The following is a 21,402-nucleotide window of genomic DNA, read 5'->3' as shown; positions in this document are numbered from 1 at the left end:
AAGAGGTATGAAAAATTATCTAATAGTATCAACATTACTAGCGTCCATTTCAATCGTTCTTGCTGCATATTTTTTAGGTAATTCTTACCAAAAAAGAAATCAATCCAATACTATAACAGTAAAAGGATTAGGCACAAAAGATTTTGAATCTGATTTAATAGTATGGAAAGCCGATTTTTCAAAGAAAAATCTCGATTTAAAACAAGCCTATGCCGAATTAGATGCAGATAGAAAAAAAGTAAGAGAATATTTGATTTCCAAAGGATTTTCCGATAAAGAAATAGTTTTTTCCTCAGTAGAAATAAGTAAACAATATGATAGTAGATACAAAGAAGGAATAAATCAAAATATATTTACAGGGTATGAATTAAATCAAACCATAACCATAGAATCTAAAAATGTGAGTAAAGTAGAAGGTCTTTCCCGTCAAATTACAGAATTGATTAATAACGGAGTAGAGCTCTATTCCCGATCGCCTTTATATTACTATACTAAATTGTCTGATTTAAAAATACAGATGATTTCAGATGCAACCAAAGATGCAAAAAAAAGAGCAGAAGAAATAGCAATTAACGCCGGTTGTAAATTAGGCAAATTAAAAAATGCCAATCAAGGGGTTTTTCAAATAACTGCTCAAAATTCATCTGAAGATGATTACTCTTGGGGAGGAGCATTTAATGTATCATCCAAGAAAAAAACAGCAAGCATTACCATTCGTTTAGAATATGAAATTAACTAATAACTACGATATAAATTAAAATGGTACACAAATTATTTCAACCGTTTACATCAAAAAAACTATCATTAAAAAACAGGATAGTCATGGCGCCTATGACCCGATCATTTGCTTATGATGGAATACCCGGTAAACAAATAGCTGATTATTATCAAAGAAGAGCACAGGCCGAAGTGGGTTTAATTATTACAGAAGGAACCGTTGTTCGCAGGGTGGTATCTTCCAACGACCCAAATATACCTGTATTTTATGGAGAACAAGCCTTAGAAGGTTGGAAAAAGGTGGTTGAAGAAGTTCATGCTAAAGGTGGTAAAATAGCTCCGCAACTTTGGCATATGGGAATAATACCGGCCCATAAAAACTGGAAACCATCAGAGCCTTTTGAGGGACCATCCGGACTTTTAAATCCGGAAACAAAAGGCGGAAAAGAAATGAGCGAAAGTGATATTGAAAATACAATTGAGGCTTTTGCAGAAGCAGCTTACCAAACCAAAAAAATTGGTTTTGATGCTCTGGAATTGCATGGAGCGCACGGATATTTGATCGATCAATTCTTTTGGGATAAGCTCAATAAAAGAAATGATATATGGGGAGGAGCTACCCTGGCCGAAAGGAGTCGTTTTGCCATTGAAGTTGTAAAAGCGGTTCGAAATGCGGTAGGAGAAGATTTTCCTATAATTTTACGCTTATCACAATGGAAACAACAAGATTATTCCGCTAAATTGGCAAAGACACCGGAAGAAATGGAAGAATGGTTACTACCGTTATCAGATGCCGGAGTTGATATTTTTCATTGCTCACAACGAAGATTTTGGGAGCCCGAATTTGAAAATTCTGATTTAAATTTTGCAGGATGGGCAAAAAAAATAACGGGCAAACCTTCCATAAGTGTTGGATCTGTGGGGCTCACCGGAGATTTCTTAGGGGCATTCAAAGGACAAAGTTTTGAAGCTTCTGATAATTTTCTTAACGAATTAAATAGAAGATTAGATGCAGGCGAATTTGATTTAATAGCAGTAGGAAGAGCACTACTTGCAGATCCTGAATGGGCATTAAAGATTAAAAATGGAAACTTATCTGAGTTTAAAGGATTTTCTAAGGATCAACTTAAAGAATTGTACTAATAAAAACATAAAATAGTAGTAAAATAAAAACAAAAACCAAGTTTTAATTTTTATTTATTTTAATAAAGAGATAAAAGCAAAGGTTTTTTATCTTTGTATATATAAGTTCTTTACTTAATTTCTTTATCAACAAGAATAAGGTGCTGTGTAAAAACGACTTAATAGGGAATCATGTGTGAATCATGAGCTGACGCGCAACTGTAAGTAACCTAAAAAAATTTTATCAATAAAACCATTGCCGATTTAAAAGGTGAGAAGGTAGATAAAATGTTATAAGCCAGGAGACCTGCCTGTTCTTAATTGACAATGCTTTCGCGAGTAAAAGCAAGATCACAAAAAATATAATTGGGCTACAAGAAACTTTAAGATCATTAGAATAATTAGTTTACTTGTATGTCAAAATTGTTTTGAAATTTGATTTTATTTAACAAAGAAAGAGAGCATTGTGAAGTTTAGCAATAAGAGCTTTTTATAATATAATCGTTTAAAAAGTTATAAAAATGCAAACACACAATCTTGGCTATCCGCGTATTGGTAGTGACAGAGAACTTAAAAAAGCCTGTGAAAAATATTGGGCAGGTAAAGCGTCAGTCGAAGAACTGATGATAACAAGTAAAGATATCCGGCACCGAAACTGGGTAACTCAAAAAGAATTAGGGATTGATTGGATCCCATCTAATGATTTTTCTTATTATGATCAGGTACTTGATATGTCACTAATGGTCGGAGCTATCCCTAAAAGATATAATAAGGTAATACTGGATAAATCAAATACAGAATTAGATTTATATTTTGCCATGGCCAGAGGACATCAAAAAGAAGGCATTGATATAAAAGCCATGGAAATGACCAAATGGTTTGATACCAATTATCATTACATTGTCCCTGAATTTGAAAGTAATCAGAAATTTTCCTTGTTTTCAACAAAAATTATTGATGAATATTTAGAAGCTAAAAATGCGGGAATCCATACAAAGCCGGTTATAATAGGCCCTGTATCTTATTTGTTGTTGGGAAAAGAAAAAGAGGAAAACTTCAATAAGCTGGATTTACTAAAAAATATTCTTCCTGTCTATATAGAAATCCTAAATAAATTAAAGGCAGAAGGTGTTGAATGGGTGCAGTTTGATGAGCCTTTCTTAGCTTTGGATTTAGATGAAAAAGCGAAAGAATCCTTCCAATATGCTTATAAAGAAATTCATAAACAATTTCCTTATATAAATAAAATACTAACTACCTATTTTGACGGATTGAAAGACAATTTAGCACTTGCTTTTAATCTACCCGTACAGGCATTACATATTGATTTGGTACGTTGTCCGGAACAATTAGATGAAGTTTTAGAAAATATTCCGGAAAAACTTATCCTTTCTTTAGGAATCGTTGATGGAAGAAATATATGGAAAAATGATTTCGAAAAATCATTGAAACTTATTCAAAAAGCTGTTTCCAAAATTGGTAAAGACCGAATTTTAATAGCTCCTTCTTGTTCACTTCTTCATAGTCCAGTTGACTTGGAATTGGAAACAGATACAAAAGCCCTTTCATCGGAAATTAAAAATTGGTTGGCTTTTGCAAAACAGAAAATCGATGAAGTAGTAACCTTAAAAAAGCTTGCGGCAAAAGAAGATTCCCCGGATTTACAAAAAAAATTACAGGAAAATGTAGCGGCTGCAACTAGCAGAAAAACATCAGCTTTAATACATAACGAAAAAGTAAAAGAAAAAATAAGGAATATAGAAAATGTTGAAGATAAAAGAAATTCCGTATTTTCAGAACGAAAGAAAAAACAATCTGAAGCTTTGCAGTTGCCTTTATTTGCAACAACTACGATCGGCTCATTTCCTCAGACATCCGAAGTCCGAAGTTGGAGATCTAAACTAAAAAAAGGATTGATAACACCTTTAGAATATGAAGCGCTGATTAAAAAGGAAATTGAAAAAACAATACGATTCCAAGAAAAAATAGGTATAGATGTATTGGTTCACGGGGAGTTTGAACGAAACGACATGGTGGAATATTTTGGAGAACAATTAGAAGGAGTTGCATTTTCCAAAAACGGATGGGTACAAAGTTATGGAAGCCGTTGTGTGAAACCACCCATCATATATGGTGATATATTCAGGCCTAATCCTATGACTGTGAAATGGTCTTCCTATGCACAATCCTTAACAAATAAAAATGTAAAAGGTATGTTGACCGGACCGGTAACCATATTGCAATGGAGTTTTGTGCGAGACGATCAACCGAGAAAAGATACCTGTTTCCAAATTGCATTAGCCATTAGAGAAGAAGTAGTAGATTTGGAAAAAGCAGGAATACGAATTATTCAAATAGATGAACCGGCCATAAGAGAAGGGCTGCCGTTACGTAAAAAAGATTGGCAAACCTATTTAGAGTGGGCTATAAAAGCATTTAGAATTGCATCCTGTGGGGTAAAAGATCAAACACAAATTCATACTCATATGTGTTATTCAGAATTTAATGATATCATACAAAACATAGCAGATATGGATGCGGATGTAATTACCATAGAATGCTCTAAGTCAGATATGAAGTTGTTAAACATTTTTTCAGAATTTAAATACCCTAACGATATTGGTCCGGGTGTTTATGATATACACTCTCCGAGAATACCGTCCAAAAATGAAATGGTTTCCTTATTGAAAAAAGCAATTAAAAGTATACCGGTAGAGCAATTGTGGATTAACCCGGATTGTGGACTTAAGACAAGAGGATGGGAAGAAACAGAAAAAGCATTAATTGAAATGGTAGGAGCAGCAACAGAAATGCGAGAACAATACTAAACGATCTTTTTAGTATCGGTCGGTATAATACGTATAAATGTTTTAAATATGATCGTAACTTCTTAAAAGTCGTTTAAACCAAAGGTTAGAATTCAATGAAAAGTTAAAAAATTCTAGAGTTCGATATATTAAAACTTAAAAATGATTTATTAAAACAAAATTATAATTGTCTTAGTAGTATTTTAATTTTAAATAGCTAAAATAGGATAAGAAACAAAAGTTGATTATACATTTTGTGTGTTAAGAATAAGCTGAAAGCATTAAGCTTTCAGCTTATTTTCATTTTATTATAATTTTATATGTATATATTTCTTTAAAATAAAATAAGAAACATTTAAATAATTATACATTAATATATTAAATTAATTTATATTTTTGTATATAACACTAAATTACAAATATAGAATATCATGGATTTAAAAAATGCAGTTTTCGGAAGCTTCAATATATATGATAACATATTTATATCGATAAAATTAGTAGTAGCATTCATCGCCGTTTTAATTTACATTAAATTAGTAGGAAGAACCATTTTAAACCAAGTTTCCGGAATTGATCTAATTCAGAATATAGTCTTAGGGGGCTTGGTAGGTGGAATTATATATAATCCGAATATTTCTATTATGGAATTTGCCTTAGTGTTGTTTATTTGGACATTCATTGTGTATTTAATAGCATTTCTCACAAAAAAATATAGTCGTTTAAGAGGATTAGTAGAAGGCCCTATTATACCTTTAGTATTAAAAGGAAAATTTAATATAGAAGGATTTAAAAAAGCAAAGATTGATATAATGACTTATGCCAGTGTACTAAAAAATAATGGTATATACGATATATCTAAAGTATATTTTGCTCAAATGGAACAAGACGGCTCCATTACCGCATTTACAGATGATTATGATAAATACGCAGTCTTACTGGTTATTGATGGCAAAATTAACCATGTCTATTTAGAAGGAATTGATAAAACAGAAGATTGGCTAAAAAATGAATTAAGAAAACAAGGATATGATGATGTATCTAAAATTTTCCTTGCACAGTGGTCTCCGAATAAATTTTTTATTGTACCTAAAAGTCAGGATTATAAATTAAAGGTTAATGATTAAAACTATTACCTGATTTTAATCTCAAAAAACTTCTCATTTTCAATAAAACCTTCCAAAAAATCATTTTCACTAAGCTTTGAAACTCCCGATGGCGTTCCGGTAAAAATAATATCGCCCATTTTTAAAGTGAAATATTGAGAAATATATGAGATGAGGTAATCAAATGAAAAAATCATTTCTGAAGTATTTCCTTTTTGCTGAATATTGCCATTTTTCACTAAAGAAAAATTCAAATTATCTAAATTAAACTTCTCTTTACTTACAAAATTTCCAATTAAAGCAGATCGATCGAAAGCCTTAGATTTTTCCCAGGGAAGCCCTTTTTCTTTTAATCGGTCTTGTAAATCTCTAGCAGTAAAATCAATGCCAAGTCCGATTTCAGAGTAATAATTTCCGGCAAATTCCGGTTGAATGTATTTTCCAACTTTAGAAATTTTTATAAGAACTTCCACTTCATGCTGAAGGTTTTCAGTGAATTCTGGAATATACCAATCATCACCGGGTCTGGCTAAAGCGGTATCCGGTTTAATAAATAAAACCGGATCTTTAGGTATCTCATTGTTTAATTCTTTCGCGTGATTGCTATAATTTCTTCCTACACAGATAAATTTCATAAAACACTTTTTAATTTTGCTCTTGTAAAAATTTTTTTCGAATATAAAGGAAAATCAGCATTCATTAACCAGGAATAATATCCTAAATCACTCAAAAACACATTTTTCAATTTTTTACCTTTGTATTTTCCAAAATTGAAAACCTCGTCTTCATCCTTATCTATTCCAACAAATCCTGCCAAATCAGCATTTTTATTTTGCATGGTAAACTCATGAAGGAATTTCACATCGTTTTGAATATCCTCATATTTTTCAAGTTGAGCCTTTAATATTTCATACGTAGCATAAGTATCTGCAGAAGCAGAATGAGCATTTTCTAAATTCTTATCACAATAAAATTTATAAGCTGCGGAAAGATTTCTGGGTTCCATTTTATGAAAGATTACTTGAACATCAATCGGGCGGTGTTTTTTTATGTCAAATTCAAATCCGTTTCGCAAAAGTTCTTCCGCAAGTAATGGAATATCGAATCGATTGGAATTATATCCTGAAAGATCAGAATCTTTAATCATTTCGAGAACCTGAGGAGCAATTTCTTTAAAAGTAGGAGCATCGACAATATCTTTATCATAAATTCCATGAATTAAAGACGATTCTTTTGGAATTGGAATTTCAGGATTAACTCTCCAAGTTTTACTCTCTTTTGATTGGTCAGGGTTTACTTTAAATATACTAATTTCAACTATCCGGTCTTTGCTAATATTTATTCCGGTAGTTTCAAGATCGAAAAAGCAGATTGATTTATGTAGTTTTAGTTCCATTTGAAATAATTTTTTTTCGAAATATAATTGATAAAATTAAGTAAATTAATATAAGTATTGGTATAGCTGATATTTTAAGGAAAATTAATAATACTATGCAAATTATAAGGAAAGAGTATACAAGAGAATTATCTTTCCAAGTTAAGTTTTTAAATTTAAAAGCCAATAAGGGAATATTGGCAACCAGTAAATAGCTTGATAAGGCAGTAATGAATAACAAAAACCAAGAATTATCCAATAATAAATACGTATGATTTTGATGTAAATAGTATAATGAAAATATCAAGATAGTATTTGCAGGAGTAGGCAATCCTTTAAAATAATAACTTTGTTCCTCATCTAAATTAAATTTAGCAAGACGCAGAGCGGAAAATAAAGTAATCAACAATCCAAAAAATGGAAATAAAACGATGTATTTATTATGAATAAATCCGTTTGAAAACGTACTTATACGAGAATAAAAATCATCTCCTCCCAACATGGTAAACATAAATAAGCCGGGCAATACGCCAAACGTAACAATATCTGCCAAACTATCAAGTTCCTTTCCAAAAGGTCCGGAAACCTTTGCAAGACGGGCGGCAAAACCATCGAAAAAATCAAAAATCAAAGAACATAAAAGCAGGATTAAAATATATTCAATGGGAGCTTTTATTATAGTTAAAATACACGCAATGCTACCACAAAGTAAATTAGCAAGAGTTAGTGTATTAGGAAGATATTTCATTTTTTCAGGTATTTATGAATAATGTATTGTTAAATACAAAGCAAATTAAGTTATAAAAGTAATAATTATTTTTAAAAATCCGAGGCAGCCCAAGTAATAAATAACGGTTTTCAACGTTTATACGATAGTTTATTTATACAAAAAAATACTATTTGTTGAAAGGGAAAATTCTAAAAAAAATTACTTTAAGCTTCATCATTTGGGCTTTTCATTTTAATATAAATCTTCATGCGCAAGCATTTAGAAAGTATTCAAATGAATTTCTAAATATAGGAGCAGATGCTCGTGCATTTGGGATGGGTAATTCAGTGATAGCTAGTGTATCGGACGTAAATGCAGGATATTGGAATCCGGCAGGGTTGACGGAAGTCAGAGATGCTTGGCAAGGAGCTTTGATGCATGCAGAATATTTTCAATCCATCGCCAAATATGAATATGCAGCTGCAGCAATTCCTTTAAACAGTGGAACGGAAGGAACGATTGGTTTTTCACTCTACCGATTTGCGGTAGATGATATTATGAATACTACTCAATTGATCGATAATCAAGGGAATATAGATTACAATAAAATAAGTCGATTTTCAACGGCAGATTATGCTTTTATGGCCTCCTATGCCGGTAATTTATTCAATGACCCTAATCTTTCAATAGGAGCGAATGCAAAAATAGTATATAGGCATATCGGTAAATTTGCCAATGCATTCGGTTTTGGATTAGACGCAGGATTGCAATATCGAACCCAAGATCAATTTTATTTTGGAATTATGGCCAGAGATATAACAACCACTTTTAATGCATGGTCCGTAAATGAAAAAAAATTAAATAAATTAGAATTAGACGGAGAAACACTTAATGAAGCGCCCAAAGATAAAATAGAGTTAACCATACCTAAATTAAAATTAGGCGCAGCCAAAAAATTCGATTTAAATGATAAATTCGGGCTGTTAGCTGAGTTAGATTTAAATTTTGAATTTGATAAAAACAATGATTGGCTTTCATCAGAAGCGCTGAGTATGTCCCCATCTTTAGGGATAGAATTAGATTATGATCATGTGGTTTTTGTACGAGCGGGTTTAAATAATATGCAATATGAAACCCGTTTTGACGATTCAAGAAAATTAACAATTCAGCCCAATGCAGGTATAGGGTTTCGTTATAAAGGAGTAACGGTAGATTATGCACTAACTAATATCGGAAATTCTTCAGTCGCATTATATTCTAATATATTTTCAGTTAAAATCGATATGGCTGAGTTTATTAAATAATCTTATAAAATATAAAACTGTAATTATCTTATACATAGAGAGTATAATTTTATTATTTAGAAAATAAGTATTACATTTGTAAAGTTTTTGGGATTTAAAAGATTATTAAAAGCCTATCTACAAGGGCTTTTTTTTGTACTTTATTCTTAGAAAAAATAGTATAGTAAATTATTGTTAAGATTTAGTTGTTTATTAGAGGGTGTTATTATGGCATTGGAAGAGAAAGTAAATGTATTATTAGAAGAATTTCTTCAAACTAGAGCAGATTTGTTTTTAATATCTTGTAAAGTTTCTCAAACTAATAAAATTGAAGTTACCATAGACGGAGACGAAGGAGTTTCTGTGCAAGATTGTTTAGATTGCAGTAGAGCAATTGAAAATAACTTAGACAGAGAAGAAGAAGATTTTGAATTGTCAGTCTATTCTTACGGTATAACCAATCCTTTATTATATCCAAGACAGTATGTGAAAAATAAGGGAAGGGATCTACAGATTATTACTATAGAAAATATAGAGCTAAATGGAACTATAGTTGATGCAGACGAAGAAAAAGTAGTTCTTACATGGAAGGAAAGAAGGGCTAAAGAAGTAGGTAAAGGAAAAGTAACTATAGAAGTCAAAGAAGAAATATTTTACAGCAATATAAAAAGAGCAACAATTAATATAAAATTTTAATTTAAATTAGAACGGACCGATGGATAGTATAGAGTTAATAGAATCATTTGCAGATTTTAAAGACGAGAAAAATATAGATAGAATTACTTTAATGGCAATCGTTGAAGAATCAATGAAAACCGTTTTAAGAAAGAGATATGGTTCAGATGATCATTTTGATGTTATTGTTAACCCGGATAAAGGGGACTTGGAAATATATTTAAATAGAAAAATCGTTGAAGATGAAATGTCTGAAGATGATTTGTTAGAAATAGAAATTAGCGAAGTTAGAAAAATTGATCCAAGTTTTGAAGTTGGAGAAGAATATACCCAAAAGATTGAATTAAACGAATTAGGAAGAAGAAATATTCTTGCATTCAAACAGGTATTGAACACAAAAATAGCCGAATACGATAACTCTAATTTATATGAAAAATTCAAATCAATAGAAGGAGAAATTGTAAGCGGTGAAGTCCATTATATTCGTCATAAGCAGGTTATCTTAATGGATGAAGATCAAAATGACATGATACTTCCAAAAGAAAATCAAATACCATCCGATTTCTTCAGAAAAGGAGAAACCGTAAAAGCCGTGGTAGAAGAAGTGGGCTTTAAGGGAGGAAAACCATTAATTATCCTTTCAAGAACTTCACCTAAATTTTTGGAAAAACTGTTTGAATTTGAAATTCCTGAAATATATGATGGATTAATTACCATTAAGAAAACTGTTCGTATACCGGGAGAAAAAGCCAAAGTAGCAGTAGAATCCTATGATGACAGAATAGATCCGGTAGGAGCATGTGTCGGTATGAAAGGATCTAGAATCCATTCAATTGTAAGAGAATTGAGAAATGAAAATATAGATGTAATCAGTTATACCAACAATCAGCAATTATTTATCCAAAGAGCTTTAAGTCCCGCAAAAGTATCTTCCATGGAACTAGACGAAGAAAACAAACATGCAGTAGTTTTCTTAAGACCTGAAGAAGTGTCTAAAGCGATAGGTAAAGGAGGACAAAATATTAAATTGGCTAGTTGGTTAACAGGATATGAGATTGATGTACGAAGAGATGAGCCGGAAGAAGAAGATATTGAATTGACAGAATTTTCCGATGAAATAGAAAGCTGGGTTATTGAAGAATTGAAAAAAGTAGGATTAGATACAGCACGATCTGTATTAGAAAAAGATGTAAATGATTTATTAGAACTTACGGATTTAGAAGAAGAAACCATTATAGATGTGATCCGTATTTTAAAAGAAGAATTTGAAGAATAATGTAAATTTCTTTCAATAAATTATCATATTTGTAAAAAAAATAGAATAACAACAAAGTATAATATGTCGGGTATTCGATTAAGTAAAGTATTAAAAGACCTTAATATCTCTCTTGACAGAGCAGTAGAATATTTACATTCTCAAAATGTCGGGATTGAGAAAAACCCTAACGTAAAGTTAGATCAAAAAGCGTATCAGCTCTTAGTTACTGAATTCTCAGAAGATAAAATGAAAAAAGATGCGTCTTTAGATGTGGTCATAAACAAAATTCCGGAAAGAAGAAAGGAAGAGAAGGTGGAGCAACCGGAAATATTTAAGGTTAAAGCCGATGAAATAGCTGCACCTAAAACAATAGGTAAAATAGACCTAGATGCTCATAGAAAGACTAAAAAAGATTTTAGAAAAGAGAAAGAAAAAGAAGAAGAAAAAGTAACTTCCTCTCAAAATGTTGAGCAAAAAGAAACTAAACCTGTAGAAGAAAAAAAATCGGGTATTAAAATAGTTGGAAAAATATCTCCTGAAGACCTGCAAAGAGCTAAGGAACCTACACATCCGGTTAAAAAACAGAAAGAGAAAAATGCAGAAGAGCAGCCGAAACAGGAAATCAAAGAAGAAAAAAAATCAGAAAAACCACAGGTCGTTTCTTCTTCACCGGTAGTTGAGGAGAATGAAAAAAAATCACAAGACGACGAACCTGAAAAGTTAGAAACCCAATACCAAAAGTTGGACGGACCTAAAATTACAGGTCAAAAGATTGATTTAACACAATTTCAAAAACCTAAAAAAGTCAATAAAGAAAATTCAAGTTCTGAGAAAAAGAAAAGAAAAAGAATTGTTAAAGACTCTAAAGTTGATGTAAATGCGGTTGCTAAATCAATAAACAACAACGGAGATAAAAAAGGAGGATCAGGTCAAGGACAAAATAAAAACTTTAAAAAAGGCGGAGGAAACAGACGTCCAAATTCTGGTGGAGGAAACAGAAATGTTCGTCCGGCAGAATTAACGGATGAACAAGTAAAAAATCAAATAAAAGAAACCTTAGAAAAATTAACCTCCAAAGGAGGAAAATCTAAAAGTTCAAAATTCAGAAGAGATAAAAGAATTCAAAGAAGAGAACAAGAAGCTGAATTACACGAACAAGAAAGAAAAGATAACACCCTAAAAGTAACTGAGTTTATCACTGTTAACGAGTTGGCGAGTCTAATGAATGTTGCAGCAACTGAAATTATTTCTGCATGTTTTTCTTTAGGTGTTATGGTAACCATGAATCAACGGTTAGATGCTGATACCATGGTATTGGTAGCCGATGAGTTTGGTTATAAAATTGAATTTACCGATTCTGAAGTAGATGATTCTGCTATTGAAGAAGAACAAGATAAAGAAGAAGATTTGGTTACCAGAGCTCCAATCGTTACAGTGATGGGACATGTGGACCACGGAAAAACTTCTTTGCTGGATTATATAAGAAATACCAATGTAATTGCCGGTGAATCCGGAGGGATAACACAACATATAGGGGCTTATAATGTTAAGCTTTCCAATGGGCAAAAAATCACTTTTTTAGATACACCCGGACACGAAGCCTTTACCGCCATGCGTGCAAGGGGTGCTCAAGTAACCGATTTAGCAATTATAGTAGTTGCAGCAGATGATAATGTGATGCCTCAAACCAAAGAAGCAATCAGTCACGCTCAAGCAGCGGGAGTTCCTATGATATTTGCAATTAATAAAATTGATAAGCCTAATTCCAACCCTGATAAAATTAAGGAAGAATTATCGCAAATGAACTTATTAGTAGAAGATTGGGGAGGTAATATTCAATCCCAAGAAATTTCCGCTAAGTTTGGAACCAATGTTGATATTCTGCTTGAAAAAGTATTATTAGAAGCTGAAATATTGGATTTAAAAGCCAATCCTAACCGATTATCTAATGGAGTGGTTATTGAAGCAGCCTTAGATAAAGGAAGAGGTTATGTATCAACCATATTAGTACAAAATGGGACTTTACGAGTTGGAGACTACATTTTGGCGGGGAAAAATCACGGTAAAGTTAGAGCCATGATGGATGAAAGAGGAAAACCAATGAAAGAAGCCGGTCCATCAGTTCCCGTTACGGTTTTAGGTTTAGATGGAGCACCAACTGCAGGGGATAAATTTAGGGTATTTGAGGATGAGAAAGAAGCAAAACAAATTGCTAACAAACGAGAGCAATTAATCAGAGAACAATCCATAAGAACACAAAAACATATCACCTTAGATGAAATTGGAAGAAGAATTGCCTTAGGTGATTTTAAAGAATTAAACATTATCCTAAAAGGAGATGTAGATGGTTCAGTAGAAGCACTAACAGATTCTTTACAAAAATTATCTAATGATCAGATACAAATCAATATCATCCATAAAGGAGTTGGACAGATTACAGAGTCTGATATCTTATTAGCGGCAGCTTCAGATGCCATATTGATTGGATTTAACATTCGTCCAAACCAAAGTGCCAGAGAATTAGCAGAAAGAGAAGAAATCGAAATTAGAACCTATTCCATTATCTATGACGTAATTAACGATGTTAAAGAAGCTATGGAAGGTATGCTTTCTCCTGAAATCAGAGAACAAATTATTGGAAATGTTGAAATCAGAGAAACCTTTAAAATTTCAAAAGTGGGTACTATTGCCGGATGTATGGTTTTAGATGGAACTATTAACAGAAATTCTAAAATACGTATCATTAGAGAAGGCATAGTAGTATATACCGGTGAGCTTGAAAGCTTAAAGAGATTTAAAGACGATGTAAAAGAAGTAAGCAAAGGATACGAATGTGGATTGAATATTAAGAATTATAATGATATTCAGATAGGAGATTTATTGGAAGTATACGAAGAAGTAGAAGTTAAGAAAAAATTGAAGATTTAAATTTTAAAATTATACATAACTAATATAAAAGCTGTATGAAATTTCATACAGCTTTTTTTATTTCCAACCATCTTATATTATAGTGTTCTTTCAATGAATTACGTCTAATTTTTTTATTATTTAATATTTACATAATAATTTAACTATATTTATAACAAAAAGCTATTATTTTAAGATAATTTAATATTATTTTTGGATATATTAAAAAAATGTTAGAATTTTGTTGTTTAACTAAGTATATATTATTGTATGAGGAAAGAACTTAAAATTTTAAGTGTGCTAGGATTGTGCTTATCCGGTCAATTTGCTTTTGGGCAAATTAAAGGAAATGTACAAGAGGCTGATGGTGAACCTGCCATAGGAGCAAAGGTCGAAATTAAGGGAACGAATACTTTTACAAGAACCGATGATGACGGTAATTTTGAATTATCAGCAGGAAAAGTTGGGGATGTTTTAGTAATTACGAATTTAGAAGAAGAATCTGAAGAAGTAATAGCAAAAGATGATTTAGCATTTAAATTTTCTAAAAAAATCGAGAAAAAAGACGAAAAGGAAATTGAAGAAGTAGTTGTTTTAGGATTCGGTAGAATAAGAGATGCTAAAGATGTGGTAGGAACAGCATCTGTGGTAAAAGGATCAGACATATCAAATGCCCCGATTGCATCATTTGATAAAGCCTTAGCAGGAAGAGTTTCAGGTTTATCAGTAAACTCCTCTACAGGTCAGCCGGGTGGACTTGCACAAATAAGATTGAGAGGAGTTACCTCTGTGAACGGAAATAACAATCCGATTTACATCATTGACGGGGTAAGAATTTCTTCAGGTAATTTAACCAATAATCGTAACAAATCCGAAACAGATCCTTCAACGAATGTTTTAGCAACCATAAATCCCAATGATATAGAATCCTATACGGTCTTAAAAGATGCAGCAGCTACCTCTTTGTATGGTGCTGATGCAGGAGCGGGGGTTATTGTGATAACTACCAAAAAAGGAAAAAACGGGAAAGCTAAATTTTCAGTTGACTTGGAAAGAGGTTTTGGAAAAAAAGCGGTAAAAGGCCCAAAATCAATCACTCCGGGAACATGGAACAGAGTTTTAACAGAAGCGGTAAAAAATAAAAGAAATTTAACAGAACAAGAAGCCATCGATTATATAAACAATGAATTGGCTCCAAAAGAAACTACTTTGCCGTTATGGGATGGTAAAACTGAGGTTCCTGATTGGACTAAACTTGTGGAAAGAGATTATACCTCTCAAAACAGCCTAAATATTGGAGTAACCGGAGGTTCAGATAAATTAAAATATGCTTCCTCTCTTAATTATTTCTCACAAGAAGGTACTGTAAGAAGTACAGACTTTGATAGAGTAAGTGGAAGATTAGCAACTGATTATAAAGCAACAGATCAATTAACCATTCGTACAGATATCAATGCGGCTTATACCAAGCAAAATAGTGTTTTAAACGGAGGATATTTTTCAAATCCGTTATTAACTAAATACTTTATGCTGCCAACTGATCCTGCAAAAAATCCGGATGGAAGTTACAATTTAGGAGAAGGTGGAAGAATGTTTAACGGTATGTTTAATGCCGCGTATTTATTGGAAAATAACTACATAACCACTAAAACAGCCAGAGTTTTTGCTAATATACAAGGTGAGTACAAGATTATTAATAATTTAAGGTATGTGATAAATTTTGCACCGGAGTATATAAACATGGAAAGAGATAAATATGATAATCCAATTCATGGAGACGGAGCAAATACAAATGGAAGAATGATTAATGAAAGAGTGCGATATTTTAACTGGAATGTTCAGAATATTTTAAATTACTTTTTCACAGTAGGAGAAAATCATCACTTTGATACACGAATTATACAAGAAGCTTATAAAAAAGACTATAAATACTTAAGCACTTCAAATACTACATTAGGAAGACTGGGGTTATATTCTACAGATAATTTTGTTAAAAATGAAGAAACCACCGGAAATGGCTATATCGCTACAAGAAATGCATATGCAGCGAATGTAAGTTACGATTACAGTAAAAAGTATTTTCTGGACGGAACGATAAGAAGAGAAGCATTAAATAACTTTGGTTCAGGTAATAAATGGGGGACATTCTGGTCTGTAGGAGCAGCTTATGATATTTCCAATGAAAGATTTTTAATCGGATCATCCATTGATTTATTAAAAATCAAAGCATCATATGGAGAATTAGGCAATCAATTACTATATGACGATTTAAATTCATTTGCACAATATGGATATGATTTAAATTATAATGATGCTGCGGGAGGATATATCTATCAATTAGGATATAAAGATTTCACTTGGGAAAAAATCAGACAGTTTGATGCAGGTTTCGAAACTGAATTTTTTAATCACAGATTGAATTTTTCAGCATCTTACTTTCACAAAAAGACAAAAGATTTAATATTCCCTAAAGGTATATCATTAACCACAGGTTTCTCTACCGTATTAGTTAATGCCGGAGATATGGTAAACAAAGGAATTGAATTAGATTTAGGAGGAACAATAATCAAATCAGATACCCCTGACGGGTTCAACTGGTATCTATCCGGTAATTTCACTTACGTAAAAAATGAAGTAACAAATCTTCCGTTAGGTGAATCTATTACAGGGGTAAATATTGTTAGAAAAGGAGAAGCCGTAAAAAGTTGGTATATGAGGAAATGGGCGGGAGTTAACCCTACTACAGGAGAAGGACAATGGTATGTAAATGGAAAAGGAGGAGAAGTAACTACCGATTATAATAAAGCAGAAAGAGCCGTTCAAGGAACTACACTTCCAAAATACATGGCAGGGCTTTCAACAGATCTATCTTATAAAAGAATATCTTTATCTGCAACCTTCAGTGGTAATTTCGGACATAAAATATATGATGGATGGAGAAATTATACTACCAGTGACGGACAATACATACATATATATGGAGGATATGAAGAACAAGGCGATTTCTGGACGCCGGATAATCCTCATGCTTCAAATCCAAAACCAATACTTACCAATTCTTCAAAATCCAACTATTCATCAACCAGATTTTTATATGATGGCGATTTCATCAGATTAAGAGACTTAACCATCGGATATACTTTTTCAAAATCAGTATTAGATGATATAGGATTAACTAACCTTAAAATATATCTACGAGGAACCAATATTTGGACCTATTGTTTTGACAGTAAAGTAAGGCATCTGAAAATAGAACCTGAACAAAATGTCAATGGAGGAGGAAGTAACTTTGAACAACCTATATTAAAAACATTTACTGTTGGAGTTAATGTTGGATTTTAAAAATTAAGAAGATAACCATGAAAAAGATAATATTATTAGCAACTGTTTTATCATCATTAATTTCAACCGTATCATGCTCAGATGATTTTACAGACCCACAATTGCAACAAACCGATGTAATAGATGAAACGCCCATTACTACTTTGGGTCAGCTGGAAACATTTATGAACGGAACTTATGCCTTAATGAGATCCCAATATTATTACGGATGTAATTATGTAGTTTTCGGAGAAGTTAGAGGAAGTGATGAAATGTTCTCAACAGGTTCTTCCGGAAGATATCAGACAGTTTCTCAATTTACCATGAATGCAACCGACAGTTATGCAAGTGAAACATGGAAAAGAATCTATCGAGTAATATCCAATGCAAATATTGTCATAAACGCAACTATAACAGATGGAACTTCGGAAGAAAAAATTGACGAAATTAAATCACAAGCCTATGCAATCCGAGCTTGGGCATATTTCGATCTCATAAAATTGTTTGGACAAAAATATACACAAGATAAAAATTTAGGTGTTCCCTTAATTTTAGACAATACAACCAATCCGGCAACATTCGCTGTATCAAGAGCAACCTTAGATGAATGTTATGCTCAAATCGAATCTGATTTTCAACAAGCCTATGAAAAATCAGTATATAACATTGATGTTAAACAAAAATTAACTAAAGGAGCGATAGCCGGATTAATGTCGAGATACTATTTATACAAAGAAGACTATACTAATGTATATAAATATGCCGGTGAAGTTACGGCTCAATATGCACCTATTGACAAAGGTTTATATGTAACCAGTTGGAGAATAGAAGGGCTTAACTCAATATTTGAATTAGCTTATGGCGTTGCAGGGGCTATTGGTACTTCAAGTGTAGGTTATATTTTTTCATCAGAAGGATATGCCAATACCCGATTAAACCCAAGTTTAGTTGCAGCATACGACCCTGAAGATATCAGAGCTAAAATCAAAAAAGATAGTAAAGACAAAACCGGAATGTTGCGTCAAAATTCTTCCAAAAATGCAACCTATATTGAAGGTAAATATCCGTTATTAACAGGAGAATCCAATCAAAAGTTAGTAAGATATGAAGAAATAGCCTTAAATCAGGCAGAAGCCATATTAATGGGAGGAGGAGGTTCTAGTGCTGAAGCCTTAGAATTAGTAAACGGAATTAGAGCTCAAAGAGGAATTACTCCATTAACAACAATAACCATGGATGATGTAAAAGAAGAGAGAAGAAAAGAATTAGTAGGAGAAGGATTCAGAGTTTGGGATTTGTTAAGATGGAATAAAACCTTAACAAGAATAGACTTAACAGGAGAACAAGATGTTACTTTCCCAGTTGGAGATTTCAGATTAACTTTTCCGATACCGCAATCCGAAATAGATAATAATGCCGGTATGAACAAAGATCAACAAAATAAAGGGTATTAATAAATTATATACACAAAAAACCACCTTATTTAAGGTGGTTTTTTTATAGATAGCTTTTTAATAAACACTAAAATAATTTTAAATACAGAACGTAAATAATGATATTCGGCATTATTTTAACAGATATTAAGAATAATATAACATATAGAGTAAACAGTCGGTTTTTTTGCCGTTTTTTTATTTTTATATTTGCATATTGTTTACGTACATGAGTAGAATTAGAATATATTTTATCTGTTTATTTTCAAGCATAGTTTCAATATTTTCTTTTGCTCAGGTTTCAGAAGGGAAAACAAACGAAATGCCTGTAACAAACAGTAAAACTATCTCTTCTGATTCAATTAAAATTTATAACCCAACCATACAATCCTATAAATATTGGACGGAAGACCATGCGAAAAAAATCTTTGATACGGTTTTAACTATAGATAAATACTATAGCAATAAAATGTACAATCACAAAGATAGTTTTGGCGCCATGCCGTTTTCCAATATAGGACATACTTTTAATCCTTTATTATTTTCAACTAAAATTAACTCGGGAATAGATTTAATTCCTACGGGAAAATCTTTTAACCTAATAGAAGCTGATGAAGTAAGATATTTTGATGTTCAGACCCCGATGACCGAATTCCAATATAACAATGGATATAAACAAGGCCATTCATTATCAAGTTTATTTACACATAATATCAATTCAAGGCTAAATTATTCCATACAATACAGAGGATTACGTTCAGAAGGAAAATATTTAGAACAATTAGCTTCCAATAATTCACTTTTATTCACACTTGCCTATCATACCAAAAATCAAAAATATAATTTGTGGACTCACTATATAACAGCTAATGTAGACGATGAAGAAAACGGAGGAATTCAATTTCCAAAAAATTTCGAAGATGGAGACAGCCGATTTAAAGATCGGGACCGAATGGAAGTAAACCTTACAGGAGCGCAATCAAAATATGGAAGAAGAAGATTTTATGTCGGTCAACAATTAGGAATTCTTAATTCGGGACATAACACCTATCCGTTATCTATAAAAAATATTTTTTCGGCAGAATCTTCCCACTTTACCTATGAAGAATTTAAAAATCTAAATACCTATTTTTCAGATAAACAAGGTATTTTTGATGTAGACAATTTGAAAAGTCATTACAACACAAAAAAACTTAGAAAGATTACCAATCAATCCATGGCAGTTTTTGATTGGAGCGATAAATTACATTTGGAAACAGGACTTAAATATGAACATTTAGAATTTAATTTTGACCGAATAGTAGATCCAAGTATTTCCTTTCCCAAAAATCTCAAAGACAATCGAGTGGGAATAGCCGGAAAACTTGCATTTAACTGGAAGAAAGAAATTGTTTTAAAATCACAAGGAGAGGCAATGACGGGAGATGAATTTAAAAATTCGTATTACTTAGACAATCATTTAATAGTCAGTCCTTTAAAAGATTATTATTTAGAAGCTAATGTAGGAGTTAAATCCCAGATACCGTCATTAAACTTGCTGTATAATCAAAGTTTTTATAAATCCATGAATTATTTTATGGATGACCCGAAAAAAGAAAGAACAGTTCAAGCGGGAGGAGAACTACATATAAAACCTTATAATACAAGAGTTTTTACACAATTTTATAATATAAAAAATTATACCTATTTAGATAGTGATTATCTTCCTAAGCAATCCGGTTCTTCGGTTGATATAGTACAAGTAGGTTTGAAAAACAGTTTTCAATATAAAAAATTCCATTTGGAAACTAATTTAGCATATCAAAATGTTACCAGTAATAAACAACTCTTACCCTTGCCGGATTTCATTGGTAGAGCAACCATTTATTACCAATCAAAAGCATTTAAAAATAATGCAGAATTCCAATTAGGATTAAATGCTTATTACTTTAATAAATTTCAATCCAGACTCTTTTTACCGGTAACCAACGAGTTTAGATTACAATCAAAAACAGAAAATTATAATATCGGAGAATATCCCGTATTAGATTTATTTCTGCATTTTAAAGTCAAAAGAATGTTGATTATACTGGAAGGACAACATTTCAACTCCAGTTTTAGTGGTTACAAATTCTACAGTTCACCACTCAATCCATATACAGATTTTCGTTTAAATATAGGAATACTCTGGTATATATTCACCTAAAAACCATGAATAAAAATCTTACAATTCCTTTTTTATAAGCGAAATTTTTCATAAATTAGAGTTTACTATTACGTATAAAAAATTAAATTATGAATACTCCTCTTTTTGAAATCGATTTAAAAGTACGAGATTATGAATGTGATGCACAAGGCATCGTAAACAATGCAAATTATCAACACTATTATGAAGTAGGCCGTCATGAATTTCTAGAACATAATGGGCTTGATTTCTATGATTTACACCAAAAAGGAATCGATTTAGTATTAATAAGCATTCATGTACGCTATATGAGTTCACTAAAAGGAGGAGAAAAATTTTTATGTACCATAGATTCATTGGAAAAAGAAGGAATCCGTTATATATTTAATCAAAAAATTATACGCAAGTCCGACAACAAAGTATGTTCTGAAGCAAAAGCAGAAGTAGTAAGTGTAGTCAATGGACGTGTAAGTATGCCGGCGCTATTAGATGAATCATTTGCTAAATACCTTCAAAAATAAACAG

General features: G+C 31.8%; 15 protein-coding genes and 1 riboswitch. Of the genes, 12 read left to right on the top strand and 3 right to left on the bottom strand.

The annotated features are described in order from the left end of the window. The first annotated feature begins 7 nt into the window (after nucleotides 1-7). The 4 genes from GFU93_RS08020 to GFU93_RS08005 all read left to right on the top strand — a co-directional run bounded on the left by GFU93_RS08020 (nucleotide 8) and on the right by GFU93_RS08005 (nucleotide 5,773). Nucleotides 8-739: an SIMPL domain-containing protein gene (locus GFU93_RS08020; protein ID WP_160568593.1), complete on the top strand. Its 732-nt coding sequence runs from the start codon at nucleotides 8-10 to the stop codon at nucleotides 737-739. Nucleotides 740-759: 20 nt separating this feature from the next. Continuing rightward, complete coding sequence (locus GFU93_RS08015; protein ID WP_160568591.1) at nucleotides 760-1,860, top strand: NADH:flavin oxidoreductase; 1,101 nt, start codon at nucleotides 760-762, stop codon at nucleotides 1,858-1,860. A gap of 121 nt (nucleotides 1,861-1,981) precedes the next feature. Further along, nucleotides 1,982-2,169, top strand: a riboswitch (cobalamin riboswitch). Between the two features lie 191 nt (nucleotides 2,170-2,360). Then, nucleotides 2,361-4,667, top strand: a complete 2,307-nt coding sequence (gene metE / locus GFU93_RS08010) for a 5-methyltetrahydropteroyltriglutamate--homocysteine S-methyltransferase (RefSeq protein WP_160568589.1) — start codon at nucleotides 2,361-2,363, stop codon at nucleotides 4,665-4,667. A 410-nt stretch (nucleotides 4,668-5,077) separates the two neighbouring features. Continuing rightward, on the top strand, nucleotides 5,078-5,773 hold the full coding sequence (locus GFU93_RS08005; protein WP_105296350.1) for a DUF421 domain-containing protein: 696 nt from the start codon (nucleotides 5,078-5,080) through the stop codon (nucleotides 5,771-5,773). A 5-nt stretch (nucleotides 5,774-5,778) separates the two neighbouring features. Here the strand turns inward: GFU93_RS08005 and GFU93_RS08000 are convergent, their stop codons facing one another. Genes GFU93_RS08000 through GFU93_RS07990 form a run of 3 tightly spaced genes read right to left on the bottom strand, consistent with a single transcriptional unit; the run spans nucleotide 5,779 to nucleotide 7,875 of the window. Then, nucleotides 5,779-6,387, bottom strand: a complete 609-nt coding sequence (locus tag GFU93_RS08000; protein WP_160568587.1) for a fumarylacetoacetate hydrolase family protein — start codon at nucleotides 6,385-6,387, stop codon at nucleotides 5,779-5,781. Continuing rightward, entirely contained in the window at nucleotides 6,384-7,148 is a 765-nt protein-coding gene (locus GFU93_RS07995; RefSeq protein ID WP_160542516.1) for a 3'-5' exonuclease, read from the bottom strand. Before GFU93_RS07995 ends, GFU93_RS08000 begins: the two co-directional genes overlap by 4 nt. Beyond that, the gene (locus GFU93_RS07990) at nucleotides 7,129-7,875 is read right to left on the bottom strand and encodes a phosphatidylcholine/phosphatidylserine synthase (RefSeq protein WP_160542515.1); all 747 of its coding nucleotides are present in this window, start codon (nucleotides 7,873-7,875) and stop codon (nucleotides 7,129-7,131) included. Before GFU93_RS07990 ends, GFU93_RS07995 begins: the two co-directional genes overlap by 20 nt. Nucleotides 7,876-8,030: 155 nt before the next feature. Between GFU93_RS07990 and GFU93_RS07985 the strand changes: the two genes are divergently transcribed. The 8 genes from GFU93_RS07985 to GFU93_RS07950 all read left to right on the top strand — a co-directional run bounded on the left by GFU93_RS07985 (nucleotide 8,031) and on the right by GFU93_RS07950 (nucleotide 21,398). Continuing rightward, entirely contained in the window at nucleotides 8,031-9,140 is a 1,110-nt protein-coding gene (locus tag GFU93_RS07985; RefSeq protein ID WP_185150459.1) for a PorV/PorQ family protein, read from the top strand. A gap of 171 nt (nucleotides 9,141-9,311) precedes the next feature. Continuing rightward, entirely contained in the window at nucleotides 9,312-9,815 is a 504-nt protein-coding gene (gene rimP, locus GFU93_RS07980) for a ribosome assembly cofactor RimP (protein ID WP_255448668.1), read from the top strand. A gap of 19 nt (nucleotides 9,816-9,834) precedes the next feature. Further along, entirely contained in the window at nucleotides 9,835-11,070 is a 1,236-nt protein-coding gene (gene nusA / locus GFU93_RS07975; RefSeq protein WP_105296345.1) for a transcription termination factor NusA, read from the top strand. Between the two features lie 63 nt (nucleotides 11,071-11,133). Beyond that, on the top strand, nucleotides 11,134-13,980 hold the full coding sequence (infB, locus tag GFU93_RS07970) for a translation initiation factor IF-2 (RefSeq protein ID WP_160568585.1): 2,847 nt from the start codon (nucleotides 11,134-11,136) through the stop codon (nucleotides 13,978-13,980). 249 nt (nucleotides 13,981-14,229) lie between these two features. Continuing rightward, nucleotides 14,230-17,301, top strand: coding sequence for a SusC/RagA family TonB-linked outer membrane protein (locus tag GFU93_RS07965; protein WP_160542512.1), 3,072 nt, complete (start codon nucleotides 14,230-14,232; stop codon nucleotides 17,299-17,301). A gap of 17 nt (nucleotides 17,302-17,318) precedes the next feature. Then, complete coding sequence (locus GFU93_RS07960; RefSeq protein WP_160568582.1) at nucleotides 17,319-18,734, top strand: RagB/SusD family nutrient uptake outer membrane protein; 1,416 nt, start codon at nucleotides 17,319-17,321, stop codon at nucleotides 18,732-18,734. Nucleotides 18,735-18,942: 208 nt separating this feature from the next. Then, nucleotides 18,943-20,898, top strand: a complete 1,956-nt coding sequence (locus GFU93_RS07955; protein WP_160568580.1) for a putative porin — start codon at nucleotides 18,943-18,945, stop codon at nucleotides 20,896-20,898. An 89-nt stretch (nucleotides 20,899-20,987) separates the two neighbouring features. Next, entirely contained in the window at nucleotides 20,988-21,398 is a 411-nt protein-coding gene (locus GFU93_RS07950) for a thioesterase family protein (RefSeq protein WP_105296340.1), read from the top strand. Nucleotides 21,399-21,402 lie beyond the last annotated feature (4 nt).

The sequence above is a fragment of the Apibacter sp. B3546 genome (assembly GCF_009827885.1).
GTDB lineage: Bacteria > Bacteroidota > Bacteroidia > Flavobacteriales > Weeksellaceae > Apibacter.
Note: the sequence above shows the minus strand (reverse complement) of the source record. Positions and strands in the feature narration are given on the sequence as shown.

Coding starts and splice junctions, on each gene's coding strand:
- GFU93_RS08020 (WP_160568593.1), top strand. CDS start 8: ATGAAAAATTATCTAATAGTATCAACATTACTAGCGTCCATTTCAATC.
- GFU93_RS08015 (WP_160568591.1), top strand. CDS start 760: ATGGTACACAAATTATTTCAACCGTTTACATCAAAAAAACTATCATTA.
- metE (WP_160568589.1), top strand. CDS start 2,361: ATGCAAACACACAATCTTGGCTATCCGCGTATTGGTAGTGACAGAGAA.
- GFU93_RS08005 (WP_105296350.1), top strand. CDS start 5,078: ATGGATTTAAAAAATGCAGTTTTCGGAAGCTTCAATATATATGATAAC.
- GFU93_RS08000 (WP_160568587.1), bottom strand. CDS start 6,387: ATGAAATTTATCTGTGTAGGAAGAAATTATAGCAATCACGCGAAAGAA.
- GFU93_RS07995 (WP_160542516.1), bottom strand. CDS start 7,148: ATGGAACTAAAACTACATAAATCAATCTGCTTTTTCGATCTTGAAACT.
- GFU93_RS07990 (WP_160542515.1), bottom strand. CDS start 7,875: ATGAAATATCTTCCTAATACACTAACTCTTGCTAATTTACTTTGTGGT.
- nusA (WP_105296345.1), top strand. CDS start 9,835: ATGGATAGTATAGAGTTAATAGAATCATTTGCAGATTTTAAAGACGAG.
- infB (WP_160568585.1), top strand. CDS start 11,134: ATGTCGGGTATTCGATTAAGTAAAGTATTAAAAGACCTTAATATCTCT.
- GFU93_RS07965 (WP_160542512.1), top strand. CDS start 14,230: ATGAGGAAAGAACTTAAAATTTTAAGTGTGCTAGGATTGTGCTTATCC.
- GFU93_RS07960 (WP_160568582.1), top strand. CDS start 17,319: ATGAAAAAGATAATATTATTAGCAACTGTTTTATCATCATTAATTTCA.
- GFU93_RS07955 (WP_160568580.1), top strand. CDS start 18,943: ATGAGTAGAATTAGAATATATTTTATCTGTTTATTTTCAAGCATAGTT.
- GFU93_RS07950 (WP_105296340.1), top strand. CDS start 20,988: ATGAATACTCCTCTTTTTGAAATCGATTTAAAAGTACGAGATTATGAA.